Below are 22,227 nucleotides of genomic sequence, written 5' to 3' on the forward strand. Positions count from 1 at the left end.
GATGCGGTGCTCTCAGATACTTATCAGGCATGAGGGAATAGGCGTCGGCGAGGGATTGCATCTGTTTTTTGAAAGCTGGTTGTACTAGGTAAATGGACGACTGGCGCCACAGATCTCACCCGCTAATTACTACTTACATTGGAGTAGCGACTGTGGATAACAACCATAACAATAAACGAGATAACCTTATGATGAAGGGCATCCCGGTTTCCTTCACTCCCATCCAATTGCACAACCGACTCAACCGGGCTGTTTGGATCGGCTTCAAGCGTGTGGACCAGGATGGCCGAATTCTATTTTTCCTATGTGGCGGTGCTGAGAGCGGGGCCCATTTGAATAAAAATTTTGAGACATTTGCGGGGCAAATTGTCCGTGAGTTCGGTTTAGATCCTGCAGAAGTGGAATTCATCGAGCTGCGGGTAAATGCAGAGGAGTCCCAGTGGTATCGCTGGCACGCGCACTGGGTTGGCTCAGCCCCTATGGGTAGTCACGGGGATTTAGTCACCAGTGAATCCAGTCGGCGTTATTTAATGCAGGCCCTGGAGAGTAGCGTAGTTGCGGCTTAAGCAGCATAGCCTGATCCAGCCAATAAAAGTGCCCAGGAATCAGACACTTACCTTATTGCTAGCATTGTCTTTAGCTAGCAGGTCCGCTAGTGCTTGTTCCAGGGTAGGAAACTGGAAACTGTAGCCGCTGTTTAAGGCGGCTCGGGGCTCCACTCTTTCGCTGGCAAGGAGTAGCTCTTCTGCCATCTCCCCGAACAGGGTTTTCAGCAGCCAGGCTGGAGAGCGGAAAAAGCAGGGGCGGTGTAGCTGTTTTGCCAATAAGCGGCTGAAGCTGTTATTGGTAACTGCTTCTGGAGCACTGGCGTTAAAAGGGATGCATAGGTGTTGGTCAATAGCGTGAAGTATCAACCCGACTTCGTCGTCTTCGTGAATCCAGCTCATCCAGTGTTCGCCAGAACCCATTGGTCCACCAAGTCCCAGGCGAAATGCGGGTAGCATTTTGGGAAGTGCTCCCCCTCGGTTGGAGAGCACAATAGCCGTGCGTATGATTCCGACGCACATCCCGGCCCTTTGTAGTGGCAGTGTGGCCGCTTCCCAGTCACGGCACAGTTGTGCGGAAAACCCTCCGCCAGCAGGGCTGTCCTCCTTGAGCAGTTCGCCGCCACGGTCTCCGTAGTATCCAATAGCAGATCCTGAGAGAAAGTAATTGGGGCGTTCTCTTTGGGCGAGTGTCCAGCGTACTAGCCGTTCGGTGGTATTCAGGCGTGAGTTGCGAATTTCGGCACGGCGTTTCTCGGTCCAGCGAGAGGAAATGGGTTCCCCTGCCAGATTGACAACAACGTCTACCGGCTCTTGAACCTCTTCAGGAGCGCTGGCGGCATTGACAGACTCTCCGCAGAGTTGGTGTATCTTATCCGGATGGCGACTAAGCACTGTAAGTGTGTCACCACGAGCGAGCCAGCGTTGGCAAAAGAGTCTACCGATCAAACCGGTGCCACCACTGATTAAGCAATGCATAGACTGCCCATCCCCGCCATAATTTCACAGGTAAATTGCATGCAGCATAGCAGTCATCTGTACATGCGGGGTGTCTCGGCGGCACACTTTAGAGTGATCAGTGGCAGGTCATTACTATTCGGTCACTCCCCCGGTCATCGGCTTGGTAGCGCTGTTCTTTCGCTTGCGATTGAGGATTACAGCCAACGCCAACATTGGTAGTGCCAGGGCAAATACTGAGAAAATTCCGGCAAGCATAAATGGTGTTGAGCCGTGCATCGCACGTATGTCACCGCTCATATTGGCTTGCTCAAATTGTGGCAGCTGCTCAATGATAAGCCCGCGGGGATCGACAATCGCGGTTACACCGGTATTGGTGCCGCGGACTAAATAGCGACCGGTTTCCAGTGCGCGCATTTGCGCCATTTGCATATGTTGTAACGGCCCTATGGATTCACCGAACCAGGCATCATTACTGATGGTCAGGAGTACCTGGGAGGTGAGAGCGCTATCCGCCACTAGGCGAGGGTAGACAATTTCATAGCAGATTAGTGGAGCCCAACGTGCTCCTGCAGCATTCAGTGGCCCCTGTTGGTCGGGTCCGGAGCGAATAAAGGAGGTGGGTAAATTGAAGAATTCAATAGTGCCTCGAATCAGCTCCTCCAGTGGGACATACTCACCAAAAGGTACCAGGTGACGCTTATGGTAAACACTGGGGCTGCGGCCAAAGACCGCTGCGGAGTTGTGGACTTTGCGAGAGTTATCCACAGGGCTGTGGGTGTCGTAGAGAATTCCGCTGATAAGATCAATGCCGGTTTTCTCTGCATTGCGTTGCAGAGCCTGCATTAGGTTTGGGGCCTGGCCGTAAAGCATGGGTAGCGCTGCTTCAGGCCAGATTATAACGTCGACATCACGCTCGCTCAGGGTGCGGGTACCCTCCTGATAGCGGCTAATAGTCTCGCCGCGAAACTCCGGCAGCCACTTTTTCTCCTGGGGAATATTAGCCTGTACCAGTCCAACGGTTATGATGCCTCCCTCTGCCTGAGTCCACTGAATATTGGCGAGGGCAGCACCGAGGGGCCAGGGTACGATTGCTGCACCAATTAGTACAATATGGGCCGGTCGCTTGAGGGGGGACAAGCGGCCACTGGCAGCCAGTGCGATGACCGCACCGGAGAGGGCCAGAAAAAGTCCAATTCCGTAGACACTCACCACCGGAGCCCAGCCAGATAACCAGGTCTCCAAGTGGGCATAGCCGGCGAACAGCCAGGGAAAGCCAGTGAACATCCAGCTGCGGAACCACTCACTGATAAACCAGAGTGCGGCAAAGGCGAGGGCGAAGCTAAATTTGTTGGCGGTAAAGCGACCGAGGAAATAGAACGGTGCTGCAAGCAGCGCCGCCATCAGCGCGACGAAGCTGGCGGTGAGTGCGAATCCCAGCGGCGGCGAAGAATTGCCAAAATTGGTAATTGAGACATAGACCCAAGAGCCACCAGTGGCGTAAAGGCCTAGCCCATAACAGAAGGCTAGCCAGAAGCTGGTGCGCCCACGCAGCGGCTTGCCGCGAGAGGCAAACAGGAATAGCCCGGCAAAAAGCGCCAGAGAAAGTAGGCCGCACAACCAATAGTTGAAAGGGGCCAGGGAGAGCGTCATTAGCCCGCCGGCAGCTGCACCAGCGGCAGGTAAAAGTAATCTTCGCATAGACTCGCTTAATCGGTAGCCGCCGTTGCGGCTGCATCCTACCCGAGAAAATCTTGGCTAGAGCCCCAGAGGGGGCTTAACTCAATCTTCATCGGGTGGTTTACGCATATGGGCCACGCGCAGCAGGTGAATTTGCCGGCTGTCCGCGTAGAGCACCCGGAAGAGGAAGTCTCCCAAGCGGGTGACCTCATCGCGACCGGGCAAGTGGCCGAAAGACTGCATAATCAGACCACCAACTGTGTCGAATTCTTCATCGCTGAATTCGGATTTAAAAAATTCATTGAACTCTTCGATCGGCGTGAGAGCCTTGACTATGTAGTCATTTTCTCCCACCCGGCGGATAAAGCTATCTGCCTCTTCCTCATCGGTTTCGTCTTCGATCTCACCGACAATTTCTTCGAGGATGTCCTCAATGGTCACTACGCCGGAAACGCCGCCATATTCGTCGATAACGATGGCCATGTGGTAGCGGTTTTCACGGAACTCTCGCAGGAGAATGTTGAGGCGCTTACTTTCAGGGATGATATTGGCTGGGCGAATAATATCTTCGAGTTGAAATTCGCCGACGCCCTTGAGGAGCAGGGGGAGCAGGTCTTTGGCTAGCAGTATTCCGCGGATATCGTCGATACTCTCGCCGACGACAGGAAAGCGTGAATGGCCTGACTCGATAATCTTGGGGAGAAACGTTTCCGGCTTGTCCTGTAGCCCTACAACCACCATCTGCGAGCGAGGGATCATTATCTCCCGAACCTGCTGGTTGGATACGTCCAGGGCGCCCTCGATGATGGACAGGGCCTCGGCGTCAACCAGCTGATTTTCAGCGGCGTCTTTGATGATGTCCAATAGTTCATCGCGGGACTTGGGTTCGGCAGAAAATGCACCAAACAATCTTTCCAGCCAGTTCTTTTCACTCGACCTGGCTTTGCTGGAAGAGTGACTACTTGGGGGCTCGTCAGTGGTCATGGAAGTGGCCATGCTCCGAATATCTCTCGTCTATTTCAATCAGTAATCGTTAGTGGGTAGATTCATTTCAACCCTCGTTATCCCGCCTCATCGAGAGGGGTGTAGGGGTCCGCAAAGCCGAGATGGGTCATTAGGCCAGTCTCTAGCCTTTCCATGATTTCCGCATCGCTGTCTTTGATATGGTCATAACCCAGAAGGTGCAGTGTGCCATGGACTAGCATATGTGCCCAGTGCGCCTCAGTCGTTTTGTTCTGTTGCTTCGCTTCCTTCTCCACAACGGGAGCACAAATTACCAAGTCTCCTAATAGTGGGAGGTTCAGCTCTGCGGGAAAGTCTGCTTGGAAGGACAGGACATTGGTCGGCTTATCTTTGCCGCGATATTGCGCGTTGAGCGCTTGGCTCTCCTCTTCGTCGACGATTCGAACTGCCAGTTCGGCCTCATCTTTTCGGCCGGACAGAGCGTTAATGACCCAGGTGCGGATCTTTTCATCGGAGGGTAGGTTTGTGCAGCGGCTAGCCCGCTGCACATCAAGGGTTAAATCAATCATAACTCTGTGGAGGAACCTCAGGCGGCATTCTCGTCGGCTTTGTTGCTGACACTGGCATCCCGCTCAGCCTCGTGGATATCGTAGGCTTCGACAATACGTTGTACGAGAGGGTGGCGGACAACATCCTTAGCGCCGAAATGGGTGAAACTGATGCCGTTGACCTTGCCCAGGACTTCCACCGCGTGACGCAGCCCTGAGGCCTGCCCTCGTGGCAGGTCCACCTGGCTCGGGTCTCCGGTAATCACTGCAGTGGAGCCGAAACCGATCCGGGTCAGGAACATTTTCATCTGCTCGCGGGTGGTGTTTTGGCTTTCATCGAGAATGACAAAGGCATTGTTGAGGGTGCGCCCACGCATATAGGCCAGGGGGGCTACCTCGATCACATTGCGCTCAATGAGTTTGCCCACTGTTTCAAAACCGAGCATTTCATAGAGTGCGTCGTACAGCGGTCGTAGGTAGGGGTCTACCTTCTGACTCAGGTCACCGGGGAGGAAGCCGAGCTTTTCGCCTGCTTCTACCGCCGGGCGGACTAGTAAGATGCGCTCCACTTGGTCTTTGAGCAGGGCCTCGACCGCACAGGCTACTGCGAGGTAGGTCTTGCCAGTACCCGCTGGGCCAATACCGAAATTGATATCGTTACTCTGAACCGCATGCACATACTTGCGCTGATTCAAACCTCGGGGACGCACAGAGCATTTCTTAGTACGAATCAATACCACCTGGTCTGCTTCAGTGGATTCGCCCTTCTCTCCCTTGTGGAGAAGCTCCTCTACACCGGCTTGTTGCAGGGCTAAGTGAATCTCATCGGGGGTCAGTTGATCCCGGGAGTCAGTCTCCTTGTACAGGAAGCTAAGTAATTCACAGGCAGCCTTGGCTTTTTTAGCTTCACCGTAAACGGCGAACTGATTGCCGCGGTTGCGGATCTCAATATCCAGTCGCTGTTCTATTTGGCGCAGATGTTGGTCGAACTGACCGCAGAGGTTGGCGAGACGGCGAGCATCGTTGGGCTCGAGGGTAATACTTTGAGCGAGGGTTTGCGTTTCCAAACTGGTTTCCGGCACCTTAATCTAGAGGGTTCATAGCTAGGGTATACCCATTTTCCCCAGATAGGAAAGCTTTGGGTGCTACCAATAGGTTCTAACTTTACCCGATTTTAATTACAGCTTGTAATTTCAGAGGTGTTATTAGGAAATTTGGGTGGCAAGGGGTGGTTTTAAAGCACGCCTTGCCAGGAGGGTAGGGGGGCCACAAGGCCTCAGATCAGAATAAGTCCTCTTCCAGTTCCGAGGTGAGTAAAGTACCGCGTAGGGAGTTAGGCAGGGCTTCCTCAATCAGCACATCGGCAAATTTACCGATCAGGGCCAGGTCATCGGCGCGGAAATTAACCACCCGGTTATTCTCAGTGCGTCCTTGCAGCTGGCCTGGATCCTTCTTGGAAACTCCGGTCACCAAAACCCGCTCAGTATTACCTACCATGTGCCGGGCAATTGCCTGGGCCTGCTGGTTGATACGGTTTTGCAAAAGCTGCAGGCGCTCTTTTTTGACGTCTTCCGGGGTGTCGTCGGGGAGATCCGCTGCCGGAGTACCTGGGCGCGGGGAATAAATAAAGCTGAAAGATATATCAAAGCCCACTTCCTGAATCAGGTTCATGGTAGCTTCGAAATCTCTGTCGGTTTCACCGGGGAAGCCCACGATAAAGTCCGAAGAAAGGCAGATGTCCGGGCGTATTTTCTTCAGGCGGCGAATCTTGGACTTGTATTCCAGCGCGGTGTGTCCACGTTTCATGGCCATTAAAATACGGTCGGAGCCACTTTGCACTGGTAGATGCAGGTGGCTGACCAGTTCAGGCACCTGTGCATAGACGTCGATCAAAGCGTCGGAGAACTCTACCGGATGCGATGTGGTGTAGCGGATGCGGTCGATGCCATCAATTGCCGCTACATAGGTGATCAGCTCGGCGAAGTCCACTTCCTGTCCGTCTACCCCGGCGGCGCGGTAAGCATTGACGTTCTGGCCAAGTAGGTTCACTTCCCTTACACCCTGCTCTGCTAAGTGTGCAACTTCTTCCAGTACATCGGCGACTGGACGGCTTACTTCCTCGCCGCGAGTGTAGGGCACTACACAGAATGTGCAGTACTTGGAGCAACCTTCCATAATGGAGACAAAAGCCGTGGCTCCGTCGGCTTCAGGTTGTGGCAATCGGTCGAACTTCTCGATCTCCGGGAAGCTGATATCTACAACGACCACGCCATTCTTCTGCTCTTTGGTTTCCATCATTTCTGGAAGGCGGTGCAGAGTTTGCGGGCCGAAGATCAGATCTACATAGGGCGCGCGCTTGGCGATAGCCTCGCCCTCCTGGCTGGCTACACAGCCTCCGACGCCGATAACCAGCTCGGGATTTTTTTCCTTGAGGCGTCTCCAGCGACCCAGCTGGTGGAACAGTTTTTCCTGAGCTTTCTCGCGAATGGAACAGGTATTGACCAGGAGAACGTCCGCCTCTTCGGGATCGTCGGTGGGTACCATAGCGTGAGACTCGCCGAGTAGATCGCGCATCCTGGCGGAATCGTACTCATTCATTTGGCAGCCGTGGGTTTTGATGTATAGCTTTTTCGCCGGTGTATCGGACATATCGTGCCTGATTAAAAACTGGTCAATTAAACGAGTGGGGCATTATAGCGACAGGACCCGGCACTGCATAGATGGCTATATTAGCGGTTGAGAACCTGTGCTATTCTTGCGCGCTTTTTCGGGCTTTGCCCGCTTTCTGAACAACTTCGAGCTTCGGGGTATTCCCCATCCTGAGAGACTTATGGCCAACCCGATATATAAAGTGATTTTCCACAACCAGAGCCAGGTGTATGAACTCTATGCCCGGGCGATTTATCAGAGCGATATGTACGGCTTTATTGAAGTCGAGGAGTTTGTTTTCGGGGAGAAGGCCCAGCTGGTAGTGGACCCCAGTGAAGAAAAGCTAAAAACCGAGTTTGCCTCGGTAACCCGTTCCTATATCCCGATGCACAGTATTGTGCGTATCGATGAGGTGGAAAAAGAGGGGACAGGCAAAATTGTCGAAGTTAAAGGCGATAAAGTTGCAAAGTTTCCCTTTGCGCCGCCCATTCGTCATCCCCAAGACACCGAATAACCCTCTCCTCTTTACCGAATCAGCTGGCCTTGGGCCAGGCTGATTCGGGCGCCTAAAGCCCTCGCAGTCTAGCGGGTTTCACTGCAATATAAGCTTCAATAAAGGTCCTCTGGACTGTCATCAAATCGCTGCAAAGTGACTGCGCAGGCGATCATTGGCCTTAATGGTATTTGATCGATATCCAATAAGCGTTCGCCTGTTCGCGGCTTGCAAACTATTGACCGATAAATTCCACTGCATGGCATAGGTTGGCGCTCGGCAGGCAGGTTATCAGTCTTTACGCGAGTTGATTACTGGTCAAAGGTTGGAGCCTTGCTATGGGCAATCGCTACCATGCGCTGTGGATATCTGATGTCCATTTGGGCAGTAGAGACAGTGAGCCTCATCGGTTGGCGGATTTCTTGGCACAGAATCGTGCCGATAAGGTGTACCTGGTAGGGGATATTTTCGATATGTATGCCCTCTCTAAAGGGAAGGGCACCTGGTGTCAGGCATCCTCCATGTTGTTAGGGATGCTTTCGGAGTTAAGCAGTCTTACTCCGGAGGTTATTTATATTCCCGGAAATCACGACGCCCCCATGCGCAGCTGGGCGGGTAAACGTCTGGGTAATATTCGTATCGAGCGTGATTGGATTCACACAGCTGCCAGCGGTAAACGCTACTGGGTAACCCACGGCGATCAATTTGAACATAATATCAAAATTAATCCGCTCAGTTACCACATTGGGGATCGCAGTTACTACCTTATGCTTCGATTTAACCGCTGGATTAATTATTGGCGTAGTCGTTTCAACAAGCCCTGGTGGTCTCTGGCCAGCCAAGTAAAGAACCGTGTGAGTGCAGCCAGGCAAATGATGACCGATTTCGAAAATGTCGCCGTGGGTGAGGCTCAGGCTAAGGGGATGGATGGAATTATCTGTGGGCATATTCATCGCCCGGCGCTGCGCAATAAGAACAGAGGTGGACGTACGGTTACTTACGCAAACTGCGGTGATTGGGTCGACTCGATGAGTGCCGTGGTAGAACAGCAAGATGGCAGCCTGGAACTGCTCCATTGGTACCGGGCCCCAAAAATAGCCAGCATAATGACAGAGGTGGTGGCCGCATGATTCAGCTTGAAACACTGTTACAAAAAAATGCCTGGTACAGCGCAGCGCCGCAAAAGCCCACACGAAAATTGGTCTCCGCTACCCTTAAAAAAATTTGTTGTGAGGAACAGATTGTAGAATTTGGGCGGCGTTACCCTCACTTGGGAGGGTTGGATTTTATTCGCCAGTTATTTAGTGACCTCAATTTCCGCTATGAGTTAAATCCCTCGGAATTGGAGCGGGTGCCAGTGACTGGGCCCTTGATTATTGTGGCTAATCACCCCCTGGGCAGCCTGGATGGCCTGGCATTAATCGATATGGTTGCCAGAGTGCGCAAGGATGTGCGTGCAATTGCCAGTCATCTTTTATGGAATATTCACCCATTGCGTCCATATTTTTTGCCGGTAGATAACTTTAACGGACGTACCCGCCGTGCCGATGTGCAAGGGATTTATGATTATCTCGGCCAGGGTGGGGCTGTAATTATTTTTCCCGCCGGTGAGGTTTCACGCCTAAGCCCCCAGGGGGTGCGCGATGGGCGCTGGAACCCTGGGTTTGTCCGCTTTGCTGAGAAGGCCAATGCACCGATCTTACCTGTGCAAGTACTCGGCAGAAATTCCTGGTGGTTCTACGGTCTGTCGATGCTGAATAAACCACTTTCAACCCTTTGGCTTATTAGAGAAATGTTTAAGCAGGCTAGCCGTGGTATTGATATCCGTATTGGCCGCCCCCTGGAAGCAGAGCACTTCCGCAGTTGGCCGCTAACTCCTCGTGCCCAGGCGGCTCTCTGGCGCAAACATGTCTATAAATTGCATCGTTCTCCCGCGCCTCTGGGGCCGGAACTTATTGCCGCTGCTGAGTCTAGGGGGGAGGTGAAAAAAATAATCGAGAACTGTGAAGCTTTGACCTCCCAGGGGAATTTCTCCGTGCGACTCTATCGACAGCGGCCGGATTGCCCAGTTATGCGTGAGCTGGCGCGTACGCGTGAAGTGGCTTTCCGGGCAGTGGGTGAGGGAACAGGGCAGAGTCGGGATTGGGATGCATTTGATGCGCACTATGACCACTTGCTACTGTGGGACCATCATTGCCAGCAGATAGTGGGCGCCTACCGTATAGCGGGCACCGAGAGCTTGGCAGAGAATGAAATCTACAGCAGCACCCTGTTCAATTATCCATCCCCACCGCGATATTGCCTGCCGGGTTCGGCAGAACTTGGTCGCAGTTTCTTACTGCCTGAATACTGGAGGGGCAAAGGGCTGGATTTGCTATGGAGTGCTATCGGCCAGTGGGTCTTGCGCAATAAAGTGCGCTATTTATTTGGCCCTGTTTCTATGCCGGGAACATTTTCGGTGCGGGCAAAGTCGGCAATTGTAAGATATTTTTCCCATTATTTTGCTCCGCAAAACCCACTGGGCGATGCGCGTCTGCCTTTCCTGCAAGCCGGTGCACCTCTGCCAGATCTCTCTGGGGATTCAATTGCGGATATGCGCCAGTTAAAACTGGTGTTGCGTGAAGAGGGGGTGGTTTTACCGCCACTTTTCAAAAAGTATGCTGCATTAACCAAGCCGGGTGGCACTAGTTTTCACGCCTTCAATGTTGATCCAGACTTTTGTGATTCCGTTGATGGGCTCGTGGTGGTCGATTTAGATTTAGCCGATGAGAAGTTCGCACGACGCTATCTCTCAAGCGAAAACGCTGCTTGAATCAAAAAGGCAGTTTTTAATGCCGCCCTTTTGATTCTCTGCCAAACCATTTCAGAAGGTTATCCTGCCTTTCGCTGTTGCTCCAGCTTCTGGCGCACACTGGCTAGTTTCACGCACAGTACAAACACCGACATGGCGGTGTCGAGTTCTTCCAGGGGGGGGAAGCTCGGTGCTATGCGGATATTGCTGTCCTCAGGATCTTTACCATAGGGGAAGGTGGCACCTGCAGGGGTGAGTTTTACACCGGCCTCTGCTGCCAACTTGACTACGGCCTTGGCACAGCCTTTGCGGGTATTGAAGGAGACAAAATACCCTCCTTGAGGTTTTTCCCATTGGCCCAGATCCATTTCAGCCAGACCGTTGTGCAGGTGTTCCAGCACACAGTCAAATTTGGGCTTAAGGATATTGGCATGCTTGCGCATGTGTTCCTTCAGGGTGGTGAATTCGGTAAAGAAGCGTGAGTGGCGCAGCTGATTCACTTTATCTGGGCCAATAGTCATGGTCTGCATCTGTTGCTGCAAGGATTGCAGGTTGGCACTACTGGCACTGACAAATGCGACACCGGCTCCGGCATGGGAGACTTTAGAGGTGGAGGCAAATTGAAGCACTGAGTCCACAGTGTCATTTTCCAGAGTGGCAGCACGAATGCTGGCGAGACTGACATAGTGTCCAAGGTCGTGTACAGCATAGGCGTTATCCCAGAATATTCGAAAGCCTGGATTGGCGATTTGGCCGAGCTGAGCCAGGCGCTCTACGGTTTCATCACTGTAAGTGATACCACTGGGATTGGAGTACTTGGGCACGCACCAGATACCGATAATTTCATTGTCCTCACGAATATACTTTTCTACAAGGTCCATATTAGGTCCTTGATCATTCATGGGGATGCTGACCATACCGATCCCCAGTTGTGCACAAATACTGAAGTGCCGATCATATCCGGGCACAGGGCAGAGGAATTTGGGGGCTTTCAATTCTCGCCAGGGGGTATTGCCGGCAAAGCCGAACAGGTAGCCGGTTAGCACTGCGTGATACATCAGGGTTAGGGAGCTGTTGCCTGCGGCGATAACCTCTTCTGTGGGTACTTGAAGCATATCCGCACCAAGTTCACGGGCACTAGTGAGCCCGATTAAACCGCCGTAATTGCGGGTGTCAGTGCCTCCTGCGGCGCGGTAATCGTTACACAGGATACCGTCGAGCTTGTCGGATAAATTCAACTGTTCTGTGGAGGGTTTGCCACGGGTGATATCCAGATTTAGCTCGTGTTGACGGATGCGCTCATAGTGGGAACTCAGCTCTTTTTCCCACTCGGCTAACTGGTCAAAACTGGCGGATTCGATTTGCACGTGAAGTCCCCTGGCTGGTCATTAGAGTTGGCGAGCTTAGCAGTATGAGCTGGGCTTAGTCAGCCCCATGTTACGATTTTTGAAGGTTACTTTTTAGGGTGCACTGGCTTATAAGTGCGCTTTATCTTTTTTCTTCGGTATTTTTATTGGTTGGCGAGGGAGTGAAAGTCCTGCGCGTATTCTCTTAGTGTTTTACTGAGATGTCGGCGTTGTTCAAGGCTGGTACTGGTTAATATTTTTTTGGCCAGTTCTTGCGCCTGCTGTTGGCGCTGTTCCTGATTCTGACGATATTCTTGAGACCAGAGTTGTTCTGGGTTGAGCAGCAGGCTGCGGATTTTTTCCAGGTATCCCTCCGGTTTGTTACGCAATAATTCGAAGGTTTTGGATTGCCAGAGTCTTCGTTGCTCGATGCGCTGTAGAGGATTGTACTCCATTTTGGATACCCAGGCGGTAATCATTTTTTTTTGCTCTTCGGTAAGGGCGCCGAGCCAGCGAATGCTTTCTCTCCGGATAATTTTGTCGCGCTTATGTTGTACTTTTTCCGGAGAGCGTTGCCATTTTTCCAATCTCTTTTGTTCTTTTCTCCACATATTGCCTTGTAGTTCATTAATTTGTTGTTCACTCAACTGCGCTGCCAAAGGCAGCATCAGGTTGTAAGCATTTTCACTGGCGGCTGCTAAAAACTGATGGACCTGCTTATCGATAGGTTGCAAGTTGGGATTTTCCAGTGCTCCTTCATCGACCCTTTTTGCTAGGTTGTTCAAAAAGTTGGCGTAGCGAGGGAGTTGGGTCTGTCGGTGCCAGCGAAAAAAGCTGTTAAGGGCGCCCTGCAGCTCACCTTTTTGGGTGCGGTCCAGTTCTACATATTTTTGGGCTTTCCAGCGAATCCAGTAATCCACATTGTTGTAGGCAAATTGGATGCTGGAGCAACTGTTAATAAATAGTAATAGGATTAGGAGCGTTATAACTCGCCAGAAATGGTGTATTGGCGTGCCACCCGCTTTTGTCATCGATTTTTCCTGTAGGCATTGCCCGATTGATATCGGGGAATTATTAGAAAGCATAGATGATTAGGGTATAAGCGTCTTGTGGCGTGAAATCTCCTGTTTCTCTCGTTTAGGCCTGCTTTGGGAAGCTTTTCACGCTTATCGGGAATGAGTTGAAAATGGTTTGATAAAAGAAGTGACAATGACCTCCCCAGCCATTAAAACAGCCGCTCTTTATGTGCTACCTGCACATAAACTGATAGTTGGATTCCTCCAAAAAGTTTGCCGGGAGTCCGGTTTCGGGGGGAGGGGTAGCCTGAGTGAATGATGGAATGACTACGACGATCATGGAGGCCGAAGCCCGTGAGGCTCCGGCAAGAGTTGCTGAACAGCTACAAACGAATGCGAAAGTGATGGAGCGCCTGGGGGAGCGTTTGCAAGCTCAAGCTCCACGCTTTGTCATGATTGTTGGGCGGGGTTCTTCTGACCATGCTGGTGTTTTTGCCAAGTATCTGATCGAAATAGAAACAGGAACGCCCACCTTTGCTGCGGCGCCTTCAGTTTCCAGTGTGTATGGACGCCGATTGAAATTGGAAGGGGCATTGGTGCTGGTGATCTCTCAGTCGGGGCGCAGTCCGGATATTCTGGCTCAGGCGAAGATGGCCAGGGAGTGCGGCGCCTATACAGTAGCCTTGGTGAATGATGAGCAGGCGCCAATCAAGGATATTGTCGATTTACTGATTCCCTTGAAGGCTGGGCCGGAAAAAGCGGTGGCAGCAACCAAAAGTTACCTGGCCACGCTTTCGGCAATTTTGCAGTTGGTGGCTTGCTGGAGTGGTGACAAGACGTTGCGCCTGGCCTTGGAAAAACTACCTGAAACTTTAGAAGCTGCTGTTCGCGCAGAGATACAATTGAGACCTGAGGATCTGGCTTCGGTGCAGAATCTGGTGGTGCTCGGACGCGGTCCCGGTTATGCCATAACCCGCGAGCTGGCGCTGAAATTAAAAGAAGTGTGCAATATCCATGCGGAGTCTTTTTCCAGTGCAGAATTTTTGCATGGGCCGGTTACTCTCGTTGAAGACAAGCTGACCGTTGTAAATGTCCCTATTGAGGATGAGTCATTCAAGGCGCATAGTGAGCAAATTGATGACATAGTGCAAAGAGGGGCAAGCCTGATCAATCTGCATGTGCCGAGTAAAGGAGTACATCCCCGCATCGCCCCCCTTGCTTTGCTGCAGCGCTTTTATATCGATGTTGCCCATGTTGCAGTAAACCGCGGTATTAATCCTGATGAGCCGGCAGGCCTAAAAAAGGTCACTCAGACCGTGTAATAATCTGCCAGAAATTTCGGTGTAAATAATATTCAGTGTTAAGGAGAGGTTGTGGCTTTCGCCCTGGTCGCAGAGAAGCTTTTTGATGGTGAACGGATCTTGGAGGACGTGTCACTGATTATCGACGATGATGGTCGCATTGCCTCCGTTGGAAAATCCCCGCAGTCCTCAGCGACATATTTACAGGGCCTATTGGCGCCGGGGTTGGTGGATGTGCAGGTGAATGGTGGTGGTGGTGTACTGTTTAACCAAGAGCCCAATGTTGCAGGGTTGCGTACAATGGGCGAGGCTCATGCCCGGTTCGGCACTACAGCTTTTCTCCCCACGCTGATTACCGACCGTCTCGATATTATGCAGGAAGCTGCGAATGCGGTTAGTGCTGCGCTGCATCAGCAAGTATCCGGTGTGATCGGTATCCACTTTGAAGGACCACATCTTAGCGTGCCGAAAAAGGGGACTCATGAGCAGTCATTTATTCGTCCTCTTGGCGATGAGGAGTGGCAAATTTATGCGCGAGAGGATCTGGGTATCAAGGTTGTTACCCTGGCGCCGGAAACAGTGCCCATGGAGGATATCAGTCGATTGTCTTCTATGGGGGTGCGGGTGTGTTTGGGGCATTCTAATGCCGATGGGGAAACCGTGCGTTCGGCATTGCAGGCTGGTGCAGTGGGTTTTACACATTTGTACAATGCCATGTCGCCGTTGCATTCTCGCGAGCCGGGTATGGTGGGATCCGCTCTTGTTAGCGACGAAGCTTGGTGCGGAATTATTGCTGATGGTCATCATGTCAGTGCCGAGGCTATTACTCTGGCGCTCAAGGTTAAGCCGCATGGAAAGCTGCTTCTTGTGACTGATGCCATGTCCTTGGTGGGAAGTGATGCGCTGAGCTTTCCGTTATTTGATCGGGTGGTAACTAGAGAGGGGGATAAGCTCACTTCAAGTACCGGAGAGTTGGCCGGTTCGCATCTGGATATGATGGGGGCAGTGCGTAATATCAGCGACTGGTGTGGCTTGGATATCTGTGAATCCTTGCGAATGGCAAGCCTCTATCCTTGCCAGTTTCTGGGTTCGCAGGGTGGAAGGATTGTTCCTGGAACCAAAGCGAATTTTATTTTGCTCGACCGTAATTTTAATGTGCAAAAAACCTGGATCGGTGGGCGTCAGGTTTATGGTGAGTAGTGTGCTTGCCTATCAATCAAGTTTGAGGGTTGTAGGCTTTCTCAACTACCGGACCACTGGATTCTCGCACGATTAGACTCGGCGTAAAGCTGCGGTAATTGCTATCTGACTTTACGCTGTTTAGTTGTTCTTTTTCCTGTCCTCCACGGCATTGAATACGCTCCAATAATAGTTCTGTAGCGCGACGGGCAATATCTTCGTTCGGTTGGTGGGCGGTGGTGAGCTTCGGCCAGGTCTGGCGTGAAAAGGGGCTGTCTTCGAAGCCAGCGATAGAAAGTTGTTGTGGCACCTCAATGTTTAACATGCGCGCGGCAAAAAGTGCTCCTGCAGCCATTTCATCATTACCGGCAAAGATGGCCGTGGGAGGGGTGACTGAGTGTAATAAGGCGGTCGCCCCGGCTACGCCGGAGTCAAAGGAATATTCGCCCTCTATGACCTGCTCTTCAGTAAAAGGTAAGCCAGCTTTTTGCAGGGCCTTTTTGTAACCCGCTAGTCGGCTGAGGGTGGATAAGTGTTCGGCGCCACCGCCAAGGTAGGCAATTTGTCTGTGCCCCAGCTGCAATAAATGTTGGGTAATTGTGAAAGCGGCGGTTTCGTCATCAATTGCAATGCAGTTTTCCTCTCCCTGGCCGCAACCTTCAGAGGAAATTATCCGTACAAACTCCACATCCAGTGACTTCAAAGTATCGATAACTTCCCGGGTCTCGGAGAAAGGGGGAGTGAGTACCAGTCCGGCAACCCGGCTTTGCTCTATTAGTTTGCGCAACTCTTCATGGATGGTTTCTCTTCGGCCACTGCCAGGATGGATAAGCAGTTCGTAGCCCCGTTCGCGGCAGGCTTCGAGGATGCCGTTTTGCATGTCGATCACATAGTAGGCATTGGGGTTGTCGTAAATAAAGGCAATGGAATAGGAATGGGTACCTGCCAGATTGCGCGCGGCCAGGTTGGGACGGTAGTTTAGGGCTTGTACCGCCTGCATGACCCGCTCGCGGGTGCTGGGGCGCACAGAGGGTTCATTGTTTATGACCCGAGAAACTGTCTTAATTGATACGCCTGCACGTGCGGCAACGTCGTTAATGGTGACTTTCATCGGCACCGATTCCTCTTGCAAAACCTGCCCTGGGGAGGCCTCTAGGCTCAAGCTCATCTCATCTTCTTTGTTCGGACCATCCGAAGTAAAAAGGATCACTCGGTACTGACAGTTTGGCAGCAGCTAGAAATCCCGGTTAATGGCGGTAGTGGGCATGAGCAAAATATACTGATCTGACATCTTTTTGTAATTTTCTTACATTATTACCTTTTGGTACCAAAAATTTATTTCCCGTATATCTTGCTATTGTGGCGTTTAATTCTCTTTATTGGAGGATTTCGCATCGCTTCACTTGACCTTCCCAGGCTAATGGCTTGGTTCTTATGTCGGCTATAGGTTGGCTCTTGATCTTTTTTGTAGTTTTACTACATAATACGCTTCATTAAGCTTGCAGGACCTTATTTGCTAGTGCCATTTGAGGTTTGTGAGCTTTTTACTCCATCTGGAGGGGGGAGGATTTGAACTCACTGGCCCACTAGTATCCGATGGGGTTAGTGGGCTCCGGTAAAAATTAGGCCTGGTAAGAAAGTGCATTTCTTGGGGTTTGGTAGGGATGTTGATCAAGCCTATTAGTTTTTCTTGAAAAAAAAGTGCACTTTTTTTGCTGGATGGGCGATGTAATTCTCCATTTTGTCCATCGCCTGCCGGGTGATAGGGCTTCGCCCGCACTACAACCCAGTCAGGCGGCGGGATTTTACTTGCCGGAAGGCCCTTTCAGGAATGAAAACTCAATGGTGGCTGTGCCGCCACCGCAATAAGGCATCGATGTCAGCTCAAGCGTGCATCGAGCAGAATTAATACGGAAGAGTCATGGTTCACAGCAAGGTTCAGGCAGTTACCGAGCGAATTATTCAGCGTAGTGAGGCAACCCGCGCTCAGTATTTGGCTCAGGTGGAGAAGGCGCACATTGAAGGGCGTGCCACTGCGCACCTGTCCTGTGGCAACCTGGCCCATGCTATTGCAGCCTCTCCAGAAAAGGACAAGCAGCTTATTGTTTCCGGGCGTGGTCCCAATCTGGGGATTGTTACCGCTTATAACGATATGCTCTCAGCGCACCAGCCCTATGGGCTTTATCCGCCACGCTTGAAAGAGGCGGCGGCGCGCCACGGTGCCACTGCGCAAGTAGCCGGTGGAGTACCGGCGATGTGCGATGGGGTGACGCAGGGGCAGCCAGGTATGGAGCTGAGTCTCTTTTCCCGCGATGTAATTGCTATGTCCACAGCTATCGCCCTTTCCCACGATGTCTTTGAAGGCGCTATGTTCCTCGGCATCTGCGACAAGATAGTGCCGGGACTGGTAATCGGTGCCCTCGCTTTTGGACATCTACCCTCAATTTTTGTACCGGCGGGCCCAATGCCCACTGGGCTTTCTAATGCGGAAAAAGTACGAGTTCGCCAGCTCTATGCCGAGGGCAAGGTTGGTCGTGCCGAATTGTTGGAGGCGGAGAGCGCTTCTTACCACAGTGCTGGCACCTGTACTTTTTACGGCACCGCTAACAGCAACCAGATGTTGGTGGAAATTATGGGCCTGCAGTTGCCAGGCAGTTCATTTGTCAATCCTGGCACTGGCCTGCGCGATGCACTTAATGAAGCGGCGGTGGCGCAGTTAGCAAAAATTACTGAGCCCAGCCAACACACACCCATCGCGAAAATCCTCACTGAAAAAACATTTGTTAACGGTATTGTGGGACTGCTCGCCACAGGTGGTTCTACCAACCATACGCTGCATTTAATAGCGATGGCGCGAGCTGCCGGTATCCAAATCACCTGGCAGGATATGGCCGACCTCTCTGAAGTGGTGCCTCTGTTGTGCCATGTCTACCCGAACGGTACAGCCGATATCAATCACTTTGCGGCAGCTGGCGGTATGCAATTCCTGATGAGTGAGTTGCTTGAGGCTGGTCTGTTACATGGTGATGTATGCACGGTGCTGGGTGATAGTGGTCTTGAGTCCTATTGCCAAGACCCCTTCCTCAACGAGTCTGGTGATGGTGTAGTTTGGCGGCCAACGGCGAAAGAGAGCGGCGACACTACAGTGATTCGCCCTGTTAGCGATCCTTTCTCCCATCACGGCGGCTTGCAGCTACTGGAGGGCAACCTCGGCCGTAGTGTGATCAAAGTTTCTGCGATTAAACCAGAGCATCTCAAGGTGAAAGCGCCGGCGATTGTGCTGCATAACCAGGATGAATTGCTGGAGCGTTTCAAAGCTGGCGAGCTGGAACGGGATTTTGTTGCGGTAGTGCGTTTTCAGGGACCACAAGCAAACGGTATGCCTGAACTGCATAAGCTGACTCCAACCCTGGGTGTACTGCAAGATCGAGGCTTCAAAGTGGCCCTGGTCACCGATGGGCGTATGTCCGGTGCTTCCGGCAAGGTGCCGGCGGCTATTCATATGTCTCCTGAGGCCGTCGAAGGCGGCCCCATTGCCAAGGTGCGCGATGGTGACATAGTGGAGCTAGATGCCGAAGCTGGCATGTTGCGGGTCTTGGTGGATGAAACGGAATTACATGCGCGCGAACTCGCTCAGTGCGATTTATCTGATAGCGCCCGCGGTATGGGCCGGGAACTTTTTGCCAATATGCGCGCTATCGCCAGTGGTGCCGAGAGTGGTGCCAGTATCCTTTATTAATATGTGTCGCTCAAAAGAAACGGCGCAGTAGAAAACGATTTCAGAGCAAAATTTATGTCTAACCCATTTGATATGGTGTTATTTGGTGGTGGTGGTGATCTTGCCCTGCGCAAGTTGATTCCAGCACTGTATCGCGCTTACCGAGAGGGCAGCTTAGCAGAGGGCTGCCGAATTCTTCCTGTTTGTCGCCACCAGCAAGACGCCGATCAATATCTAAATGTGGCACTTCAGGCCCTACAGCAGCATTTGCGCGATGGTGAATATTGCAATTCCATCTGGACTGGTTTTAGCCAGTTATTACGCCCTGTGGCTCTGGATATTTCTGTACCGGATCAACAGTGGACGCACTTATCGGACATCCTCGAATCAGATCCCGAGCGAGTACGAATTTTTTATTTGGCGATTCCCCCTGGTGTTTTTGGTCCCTGCTGTGAAAACCTTTCATCCAAAGGCTTAATTAGTAAAAATTCCCGGGTGGTGGTAGAAAAACCTCTCGGTTATAACGCGCAGACTTCCGACGAAATCAATAGCAAAATTTCGAGTTACTTTCCGGAAAATAGTATTTTCCGCATCGATCATTACCTGGGTAAGGAAACCGTTCAAAACTTGCTGGCCTTGCGTTTTAGTAATGTATTGTTCGAGCACCTTTGGGATGCAAAAACTATTGACCATATACAGATTAGTATTTCTGAAACTGTCGGCCTTGAAGGCCGCGCGGGTTTTTATGATGAAACCGGTGCGCTGCGGGATATGGTGCAAAATCATCTTTTACAACTTTTGTGCCTGATCGCTATGGATTCTCCGAATTCCATGACCGCGAAAAATGTTCGAGCGGAAAAAATCAAGGTATTGGAGGCGTTGCGCCCACTAAAGGGCGGTCTGGTAGATAAAAACGTTGTGCGTGGCCAGTATGTTGCTGGAGAAATTAATGGTCAAAAGGTGCCGGGGTATCTGGATGATCTGGGAGGTGGCTCTAGTGCCACGGAAACCTTTGTCGCTTTGCGTGCATATATCGATAGCTGGCGTTGGGCGGGAGTACCTTTTTACCTGCGTACAGGCAAGCGTATGGAAAAACGCTGTGCGGAAATTGTGGTGCAGTACAAAAAAGTTTCCCACTTAGTCTATGACGAGAGCGCCGGCAATGTAGTCCCCAATCGTTTGGTTATCCGCTTGCAACCGGAAGAGAGCATCCGACTGATTTTGATGGCCAAGAAAATGGATAGCCTGACCACTGAGCTACAGCCGGCGGAATTGAATTTAACGCTTTCAGACACTTATGACAGCTTCCGCAGTGATGCCTATAAGCGGTTGATGCTCGATGCCGCTGCCAATAACTCGGCCCTGTTTATTCACCGCGATGAAGTGGCGGCAGCCTGGGCCTGGGTGGACCCTATTATTGAACACTGGCGTGAAACCGAAAATCAGCCCAAGCCCTATCCTGCGGGTAGCTGGGGACCAGAAGAAGCTAACGAACTGCTAGCGCGTGATGGTCGCCAATGGTTTAACGCCTACTAATGATTTTGTGGATTACCTATTTTTACGGTGATCCATAACGATGGATGGAAGTATTCATGGCAGAAGAGAAATTCTTTACCGATCGTGAACGCCTGGTACAGGCACTGGCCTACGACTGTGCCTGCGAACTGCAGCAAGGCATTAAAGAATCTGGTCAAGCCACTTTTCTTGTCTCGGGAGGCAGTACCCCGGAACCGGTTTATCACGAACTTTCCAAGCGTCCACTGCCCTGGGCGCAGATTACGGCGGCGCTGGTGGATGAACGCTGGGTAGAAAAATCCCACAGTGGCAGCAACCAGGCATTTATTGAAAACAGCCTGCTGCAAAATAATGCCGCCGAGGCCACTTTGCTGGGCATGAAAAACACCCATAGTAGCGCTGTAGAGGGTGAAGCTGATTGTGAGCTCGCCTATGATGAGCTGCCGCGCCCCTTTGATGTGTGCATTCTGGGAATGGGTAACGACGGCCACACCGCTTCTTTATTTCCCCATGCGCAAGGGCTTGCCGAAGCACTAAATCCAGATTCGGACAAATTGTGTAGCGCCATTACCGCGCAACAGAGTGCCGTGACCGGAACTAATACCGAACGTATGACGCTAACCCTAAATGCCATTTTACAGGCAAAAAATATCAAGCTACTGATTACCGGTGAGGAAAAACTCAAGGTTTATCGTGAAGCCCTGCTCGGTAGTGATGAAATGGAAATGCCGGTGCGCAGTATTCTCAAGCAGGGACTGAAGCCGGTCACTGTGTATTGGGCGCCTTAACGAACGATTTGGAATTGATTGATGCAGAAAAATATCGCCGACATTTTGCAGTCTGCTGGCGTTGTCCCAGTGTTGGTTATCGAGCGGGCTGAAGATGCGTTGCCCCTGGCTGAGGCCTTGCTCGAAGGTGGCTTGAATGTCCTTGAGGTCACTCTGCGTACAGAAGCAGCCTTGGCTGCAGTAGAGCAAATTGCCAAACACCTACCCGAGGCTGATGTGGGTACCGGCACAGTGCTAAATGACGATGATCTGCGCCGCTCTGTCGATGCAGGAGCGCGCTTTATGGTAAGCCCTGGTGCAACAGAAAAACTATTGGCATCTGCGGATAAAAGTGATGTGCCTCTATTACCCGGTGCCGCAAGCGCCTCCGAAGTGATGGGCCTGTATGAACGGGGTTACCGTTATCAGAAATTTTTCCCTGCTGAGGCCGCCGGCGGTGTGGCCATGCTGAAGTCCCTTGCCGGTCCATTAGCGGAAGTAAAATTTTGCCCAACCGGTGGTGTGAGCCCCAACAACGCGGCGGATTACCTGGCACTTAACAACGTGGTTTGTGTGGGAGGTTCCTGGATGGCCTCCAGTGCCTTGGTACAGGAGAAAAATTGGGCCGAGATTACTCGTCTTTCGCAACAGGCTGCAGCACTGAAATTCTAATCTGTTAATTGCCTGTGCCGTTCCCGAATTGTTCGGGTAGTACTTTAGTGACTGATGCAAGTGCGCTACACCATCAGGCAAATCGTC

Annotated in this window: 19 protein-coding genes; 10 read left to right on the top strand and 9 right to left on the bottom strand. The window is 51.8% G+C overall.

What is annotated here, in order from left to right:
- Positions 1 to 152: 152 nt before the first annotated feature.
- On the top strand, positions 153 to 566 hold the full coding sequence (locus tag ACJJIV_RS15735) for a hypothetical protein (RefSeq protein WP_252083072.1): 414 nt from the start codon (positions 153 to 155) through the stop codon (positions 564 to 566).
- Positions 567 to 605: 39 nt separating this feature from the next.
- Here the strand turns inward: ACJJIV_RS15735 and ACJJIV_RS15740 are convergent, their stop codons facing one another.
- The 6 genes from ACJJIV_RS15740 to miaB form a co-directional block, all read right to left on the bottom strand.
- Positions 606 to 1,523, bottom strand: a complete 918-nt coding sequence (locus ACJJIV_RS15740; RefSeq protein ID WP_444889583.1) for a TIGR01777 family oxidoreductase — start codon at positions 1,521 to 1,523, stop codon at positions 606 to 608.
- A gap of 114 nt (positions 1,524 to 1,637) precedes the next feature.
- Positions 1,638 to 3,203, bottom strand: coding sequence for an apolipoprotein N-acyltransferase (lnt, locus tag ACJJIV_RS15745; protein WP_444889584.1), 1,566 nt, complete (start codon positions 3,201 to 3,203; stop codon positions 1,638 to 1,640).
- An 81-nt stretch (positions 3,204 to 3,284) separates the two neighbouring features.
- The gene (locus tag ACJJIV_RS15750) at positions 3,285 to 4,178 is read right to left on the bottom strand and encodes a CorC family transporter (protein WP_435583622.1); all 894 of its coding nucleotides are present in this window, start codon (positions 4,176 to 4,178) and stop codon (positions 3,285 to 3,287) included.
- Between the two features lie 65 nt (positions 4,179 to 4,243).
- Positions 4,244 to 4,714 (bottom strand): rRNA maturation RNase YbeY, encoded by a 471-nt coding sequence (ybeY, locus tag ACJJIV_RS15755; protein WP_444889585.1) that lies wholly within the window; start codon positions 4,712 to 4,714, stop codon positions 4,244 to 4,246.
- Positions 4,715 to 4,731: 17 nt separating this feature from the next.
- Entirely contained in the window at positions 4,732 to 5,760 is a 1,029-nt protein-coding gene (locus ACJJIV_RS15760) for a PhoH family protein (protein WP_252083068.1), read from the bottom strand.
- Between the two features lie 214 nt (positions 5,761 to 5,974).
- The gene (miaB, locus tag ACJJIV_RS15765; protein ID WP_444883981.1) at positions 5,975 to 7,342 is read right to left on the bottom strand and encodes a tRNA (N6-isopentenyl adenosine(37)-C2)-methylthiotransferase MiaB; all 1,368 of its coding nucleotides are present in this window, start codon (positions 7,340 to 7,342) and stop codon (positions 5,975 to 5,977) included.
- A gap of 181 nt (positions 7,343 to 7,523) precedes the next feature.
- Here miaB and ACJJIV_RS15770 point away from each other — a divergent pair, with 181 nt between their 5' ends.
- The 3 genes from ACJJIV_RS15770 (at position 7,524) to olsF (ending at position 10,647) form a co-directional block, all read left to right on the top strand.
- On the top strand, positions 7,524 to 7,856 hold the full coding sequence (locus ACJJIV_RS15770) for a DUF1820 family protein (RefSeq protein ID WP_211214910.1): 333 nt from the start codon (positions 7,524 to 7,526) through the stop codon (positions 7,854 to 7,856).
- A 317-nt stretch (positions 7,857 to 8,173) separates the two neighbouring features.
- On the top strand, positions 8,174 to 8,965 hold the full coding sequence (locus tag ACJJIV_RS15775; protein ID WP_252083066.1) for a UDP-2,3-diacylglucosamine diphosphatase: 792 nt from the start codon (positions 8,174 to 8,176) through the stop codon (positions 8,963 to 8,965).
- The gene (olsF, locus tag ACJJIV_RS15780; RefSeq protein WP_252083065.1) at positions 8,962 to 10,647 is read left to right on the top strand and encodes a bifunctional ornithine lipid synthase OlsF; all 1,686 of its coding nucleotides are present in this window, start codon (positions 8,962 to 8,964) and stop codon (positions 10,645 to 10,647) included. The genes ACJJIV_RS15775 and olsF overlap by 4 nt, the downstream gene beginning before the upstream one ends.
- A gap of 59 nt (positions 10,648 to 10,706) precedes the next feature.
- Here the strand turns inward: olsF and ACJJIV_RS15785 are convergent, their stop codons facing one another.
- Together ACJJIV_RS15785 and ACJJIV_RS15790 are read right to left on the bottom strand one after the other, a co-directional pair.
- On the bottom strand, positions 10,707 to 11,993 hold the full coding sequence (locus ACJJIV_RS15785) for an aspartate aminotransferase type Ic (protein ID WP_252083064.1): 1,287 nt from the start codon (positions 11,991 to 11,993) through the stop codon (positions 10,707 to 10,709).
- 143 nt (positions 11,994 to 12,136) lie between these two features.
- Positions 12,137 to 13,003: a DUF6279 family lipoprotein gene (locus tag ACJJIV_RS15790; protein WP_444889586.1), complete on the bottom strand. Its 867-nt coding sequence runs from the start codon at positions 13,001 to 13,003 to the stop codon at positions 12,137 to 12,139.
- Positions 13,004 to 13,311: 308 nt separating this feature from the next.
- On the opposite strand from ACJJIV_RS15790, the gene nagB-II reads away from it, so the two are divergent.
- Together nagB-II and nagA are read left to right on the top strand one after the other, a co-directional pair.
- Positions 13,312 to 14,310 carry a glucosamine-6-phosphate deaminase NagB-II gene (nagB-II, locus tag ACJJIV_RS15795; protein WP_444889587.1) on the top strand — a complete coding sequence of 333 codons (999 nt, stop codon included), beginning with the start codon at positions 13,312 to 13,314 and terminating at the stop codon, positions 14,308 to 14,310.
- A gap of 51 nt (positions 14,311 to 14,361) precedes the next feature.
- Positions 14,362 to 15,489, top strand: a complete 1,128-nt coding sequence (gene nagA, locus ACJJIV_RS15800) for an N-acetylglucosamine-6-phosphate deacetylase (protein WP_444889588.1) — start codon at positions 14,362 to 14,364, stop codon at positions 15,487 to 15,489.
- A 16-nt stretch (positions 15,490 to 15,505) separates the two neighbouring features.
- Here the strand turns inward: nagA and ACJJIV_RS15805 are convergent, their stop codons facing one another.
- Entirely contained in the window at positions 15,506 to 16,579 is a 1,074-nt protein-coding gene (locus tag ACJJIV_RS15805) for a LacI family DNA-binding transcriptional regulator (protein ID WP_444891721.1), read from the bottom strand.
- An 810-nt stretch (positions 16,580 to 17,389) separates the two neighbouring features.
- Here ACJJIV_RS15805 and edd point away from each other — a divergent pair.
- Genes edd through ACJJIV_RS15825 form a run of 4 tightly spaced genes read left to right on the top strand, consistent with a single transcriptional unit; the run spans position 17,390 to position 22,140 of the window.
- Complete coding sequence (edd, locus tag ACJJIV_RS15810) at positions 17,390 to 19,207, top strand: phosphogluconate dehydratase (protein ID WP_444889589.1); 1,818 nt, start codon at positions 17,390 to 17,392, stop codon at positions 19,205 to 19,207.
- 54 nt (positions 19,208 to 19,261) lie between these two features.
- Entirely contained in the window at positions 19,262 to 20,722 is a 1,461-nt protein-coding gene (zwf, locus tag ACJJIV_RS15815; RefSeq protein ID WP_444889590.1) for a glucose-6-phosphate dehydrogenase, read from the top strand.
- A gap of 56 nt (positions 20,723 to 20,778) precedes the next feature.
- Entirely contained in the window at positions 20,779 to 21,489 is a 711-nt protein-coding gene (gene pgl / locus ACJJIV_RS15820) for a 6-phosphogluconolactonase (RefSeq protein WP_444889591.1), read from the top strand.
- A gap of 21 nt (positions 21,490 to 21,510) precedes the next feature.
- Positions 21,511 to 22,140, top strand: coding sequence for a bifunctional 4-hydroxy-2-oxoglutarate aldolase/2-dehydro-3-deoxy-phosphogluconate aldolase (locus tag ACJJIV_RS15825; RefSeq protein ID WP_444883992.1), 630 nt, complete (start codon positions 21,511 to 21,513; stop codon positions 22,138 to 22,140).
- The last annotated feature ends 87 nt before the right edge of the window (positions 22,141 to 22,227 follow it).

Source organism: Microbulbifer mixtoriginis (SeqCode), assembly GCF_052466765.1.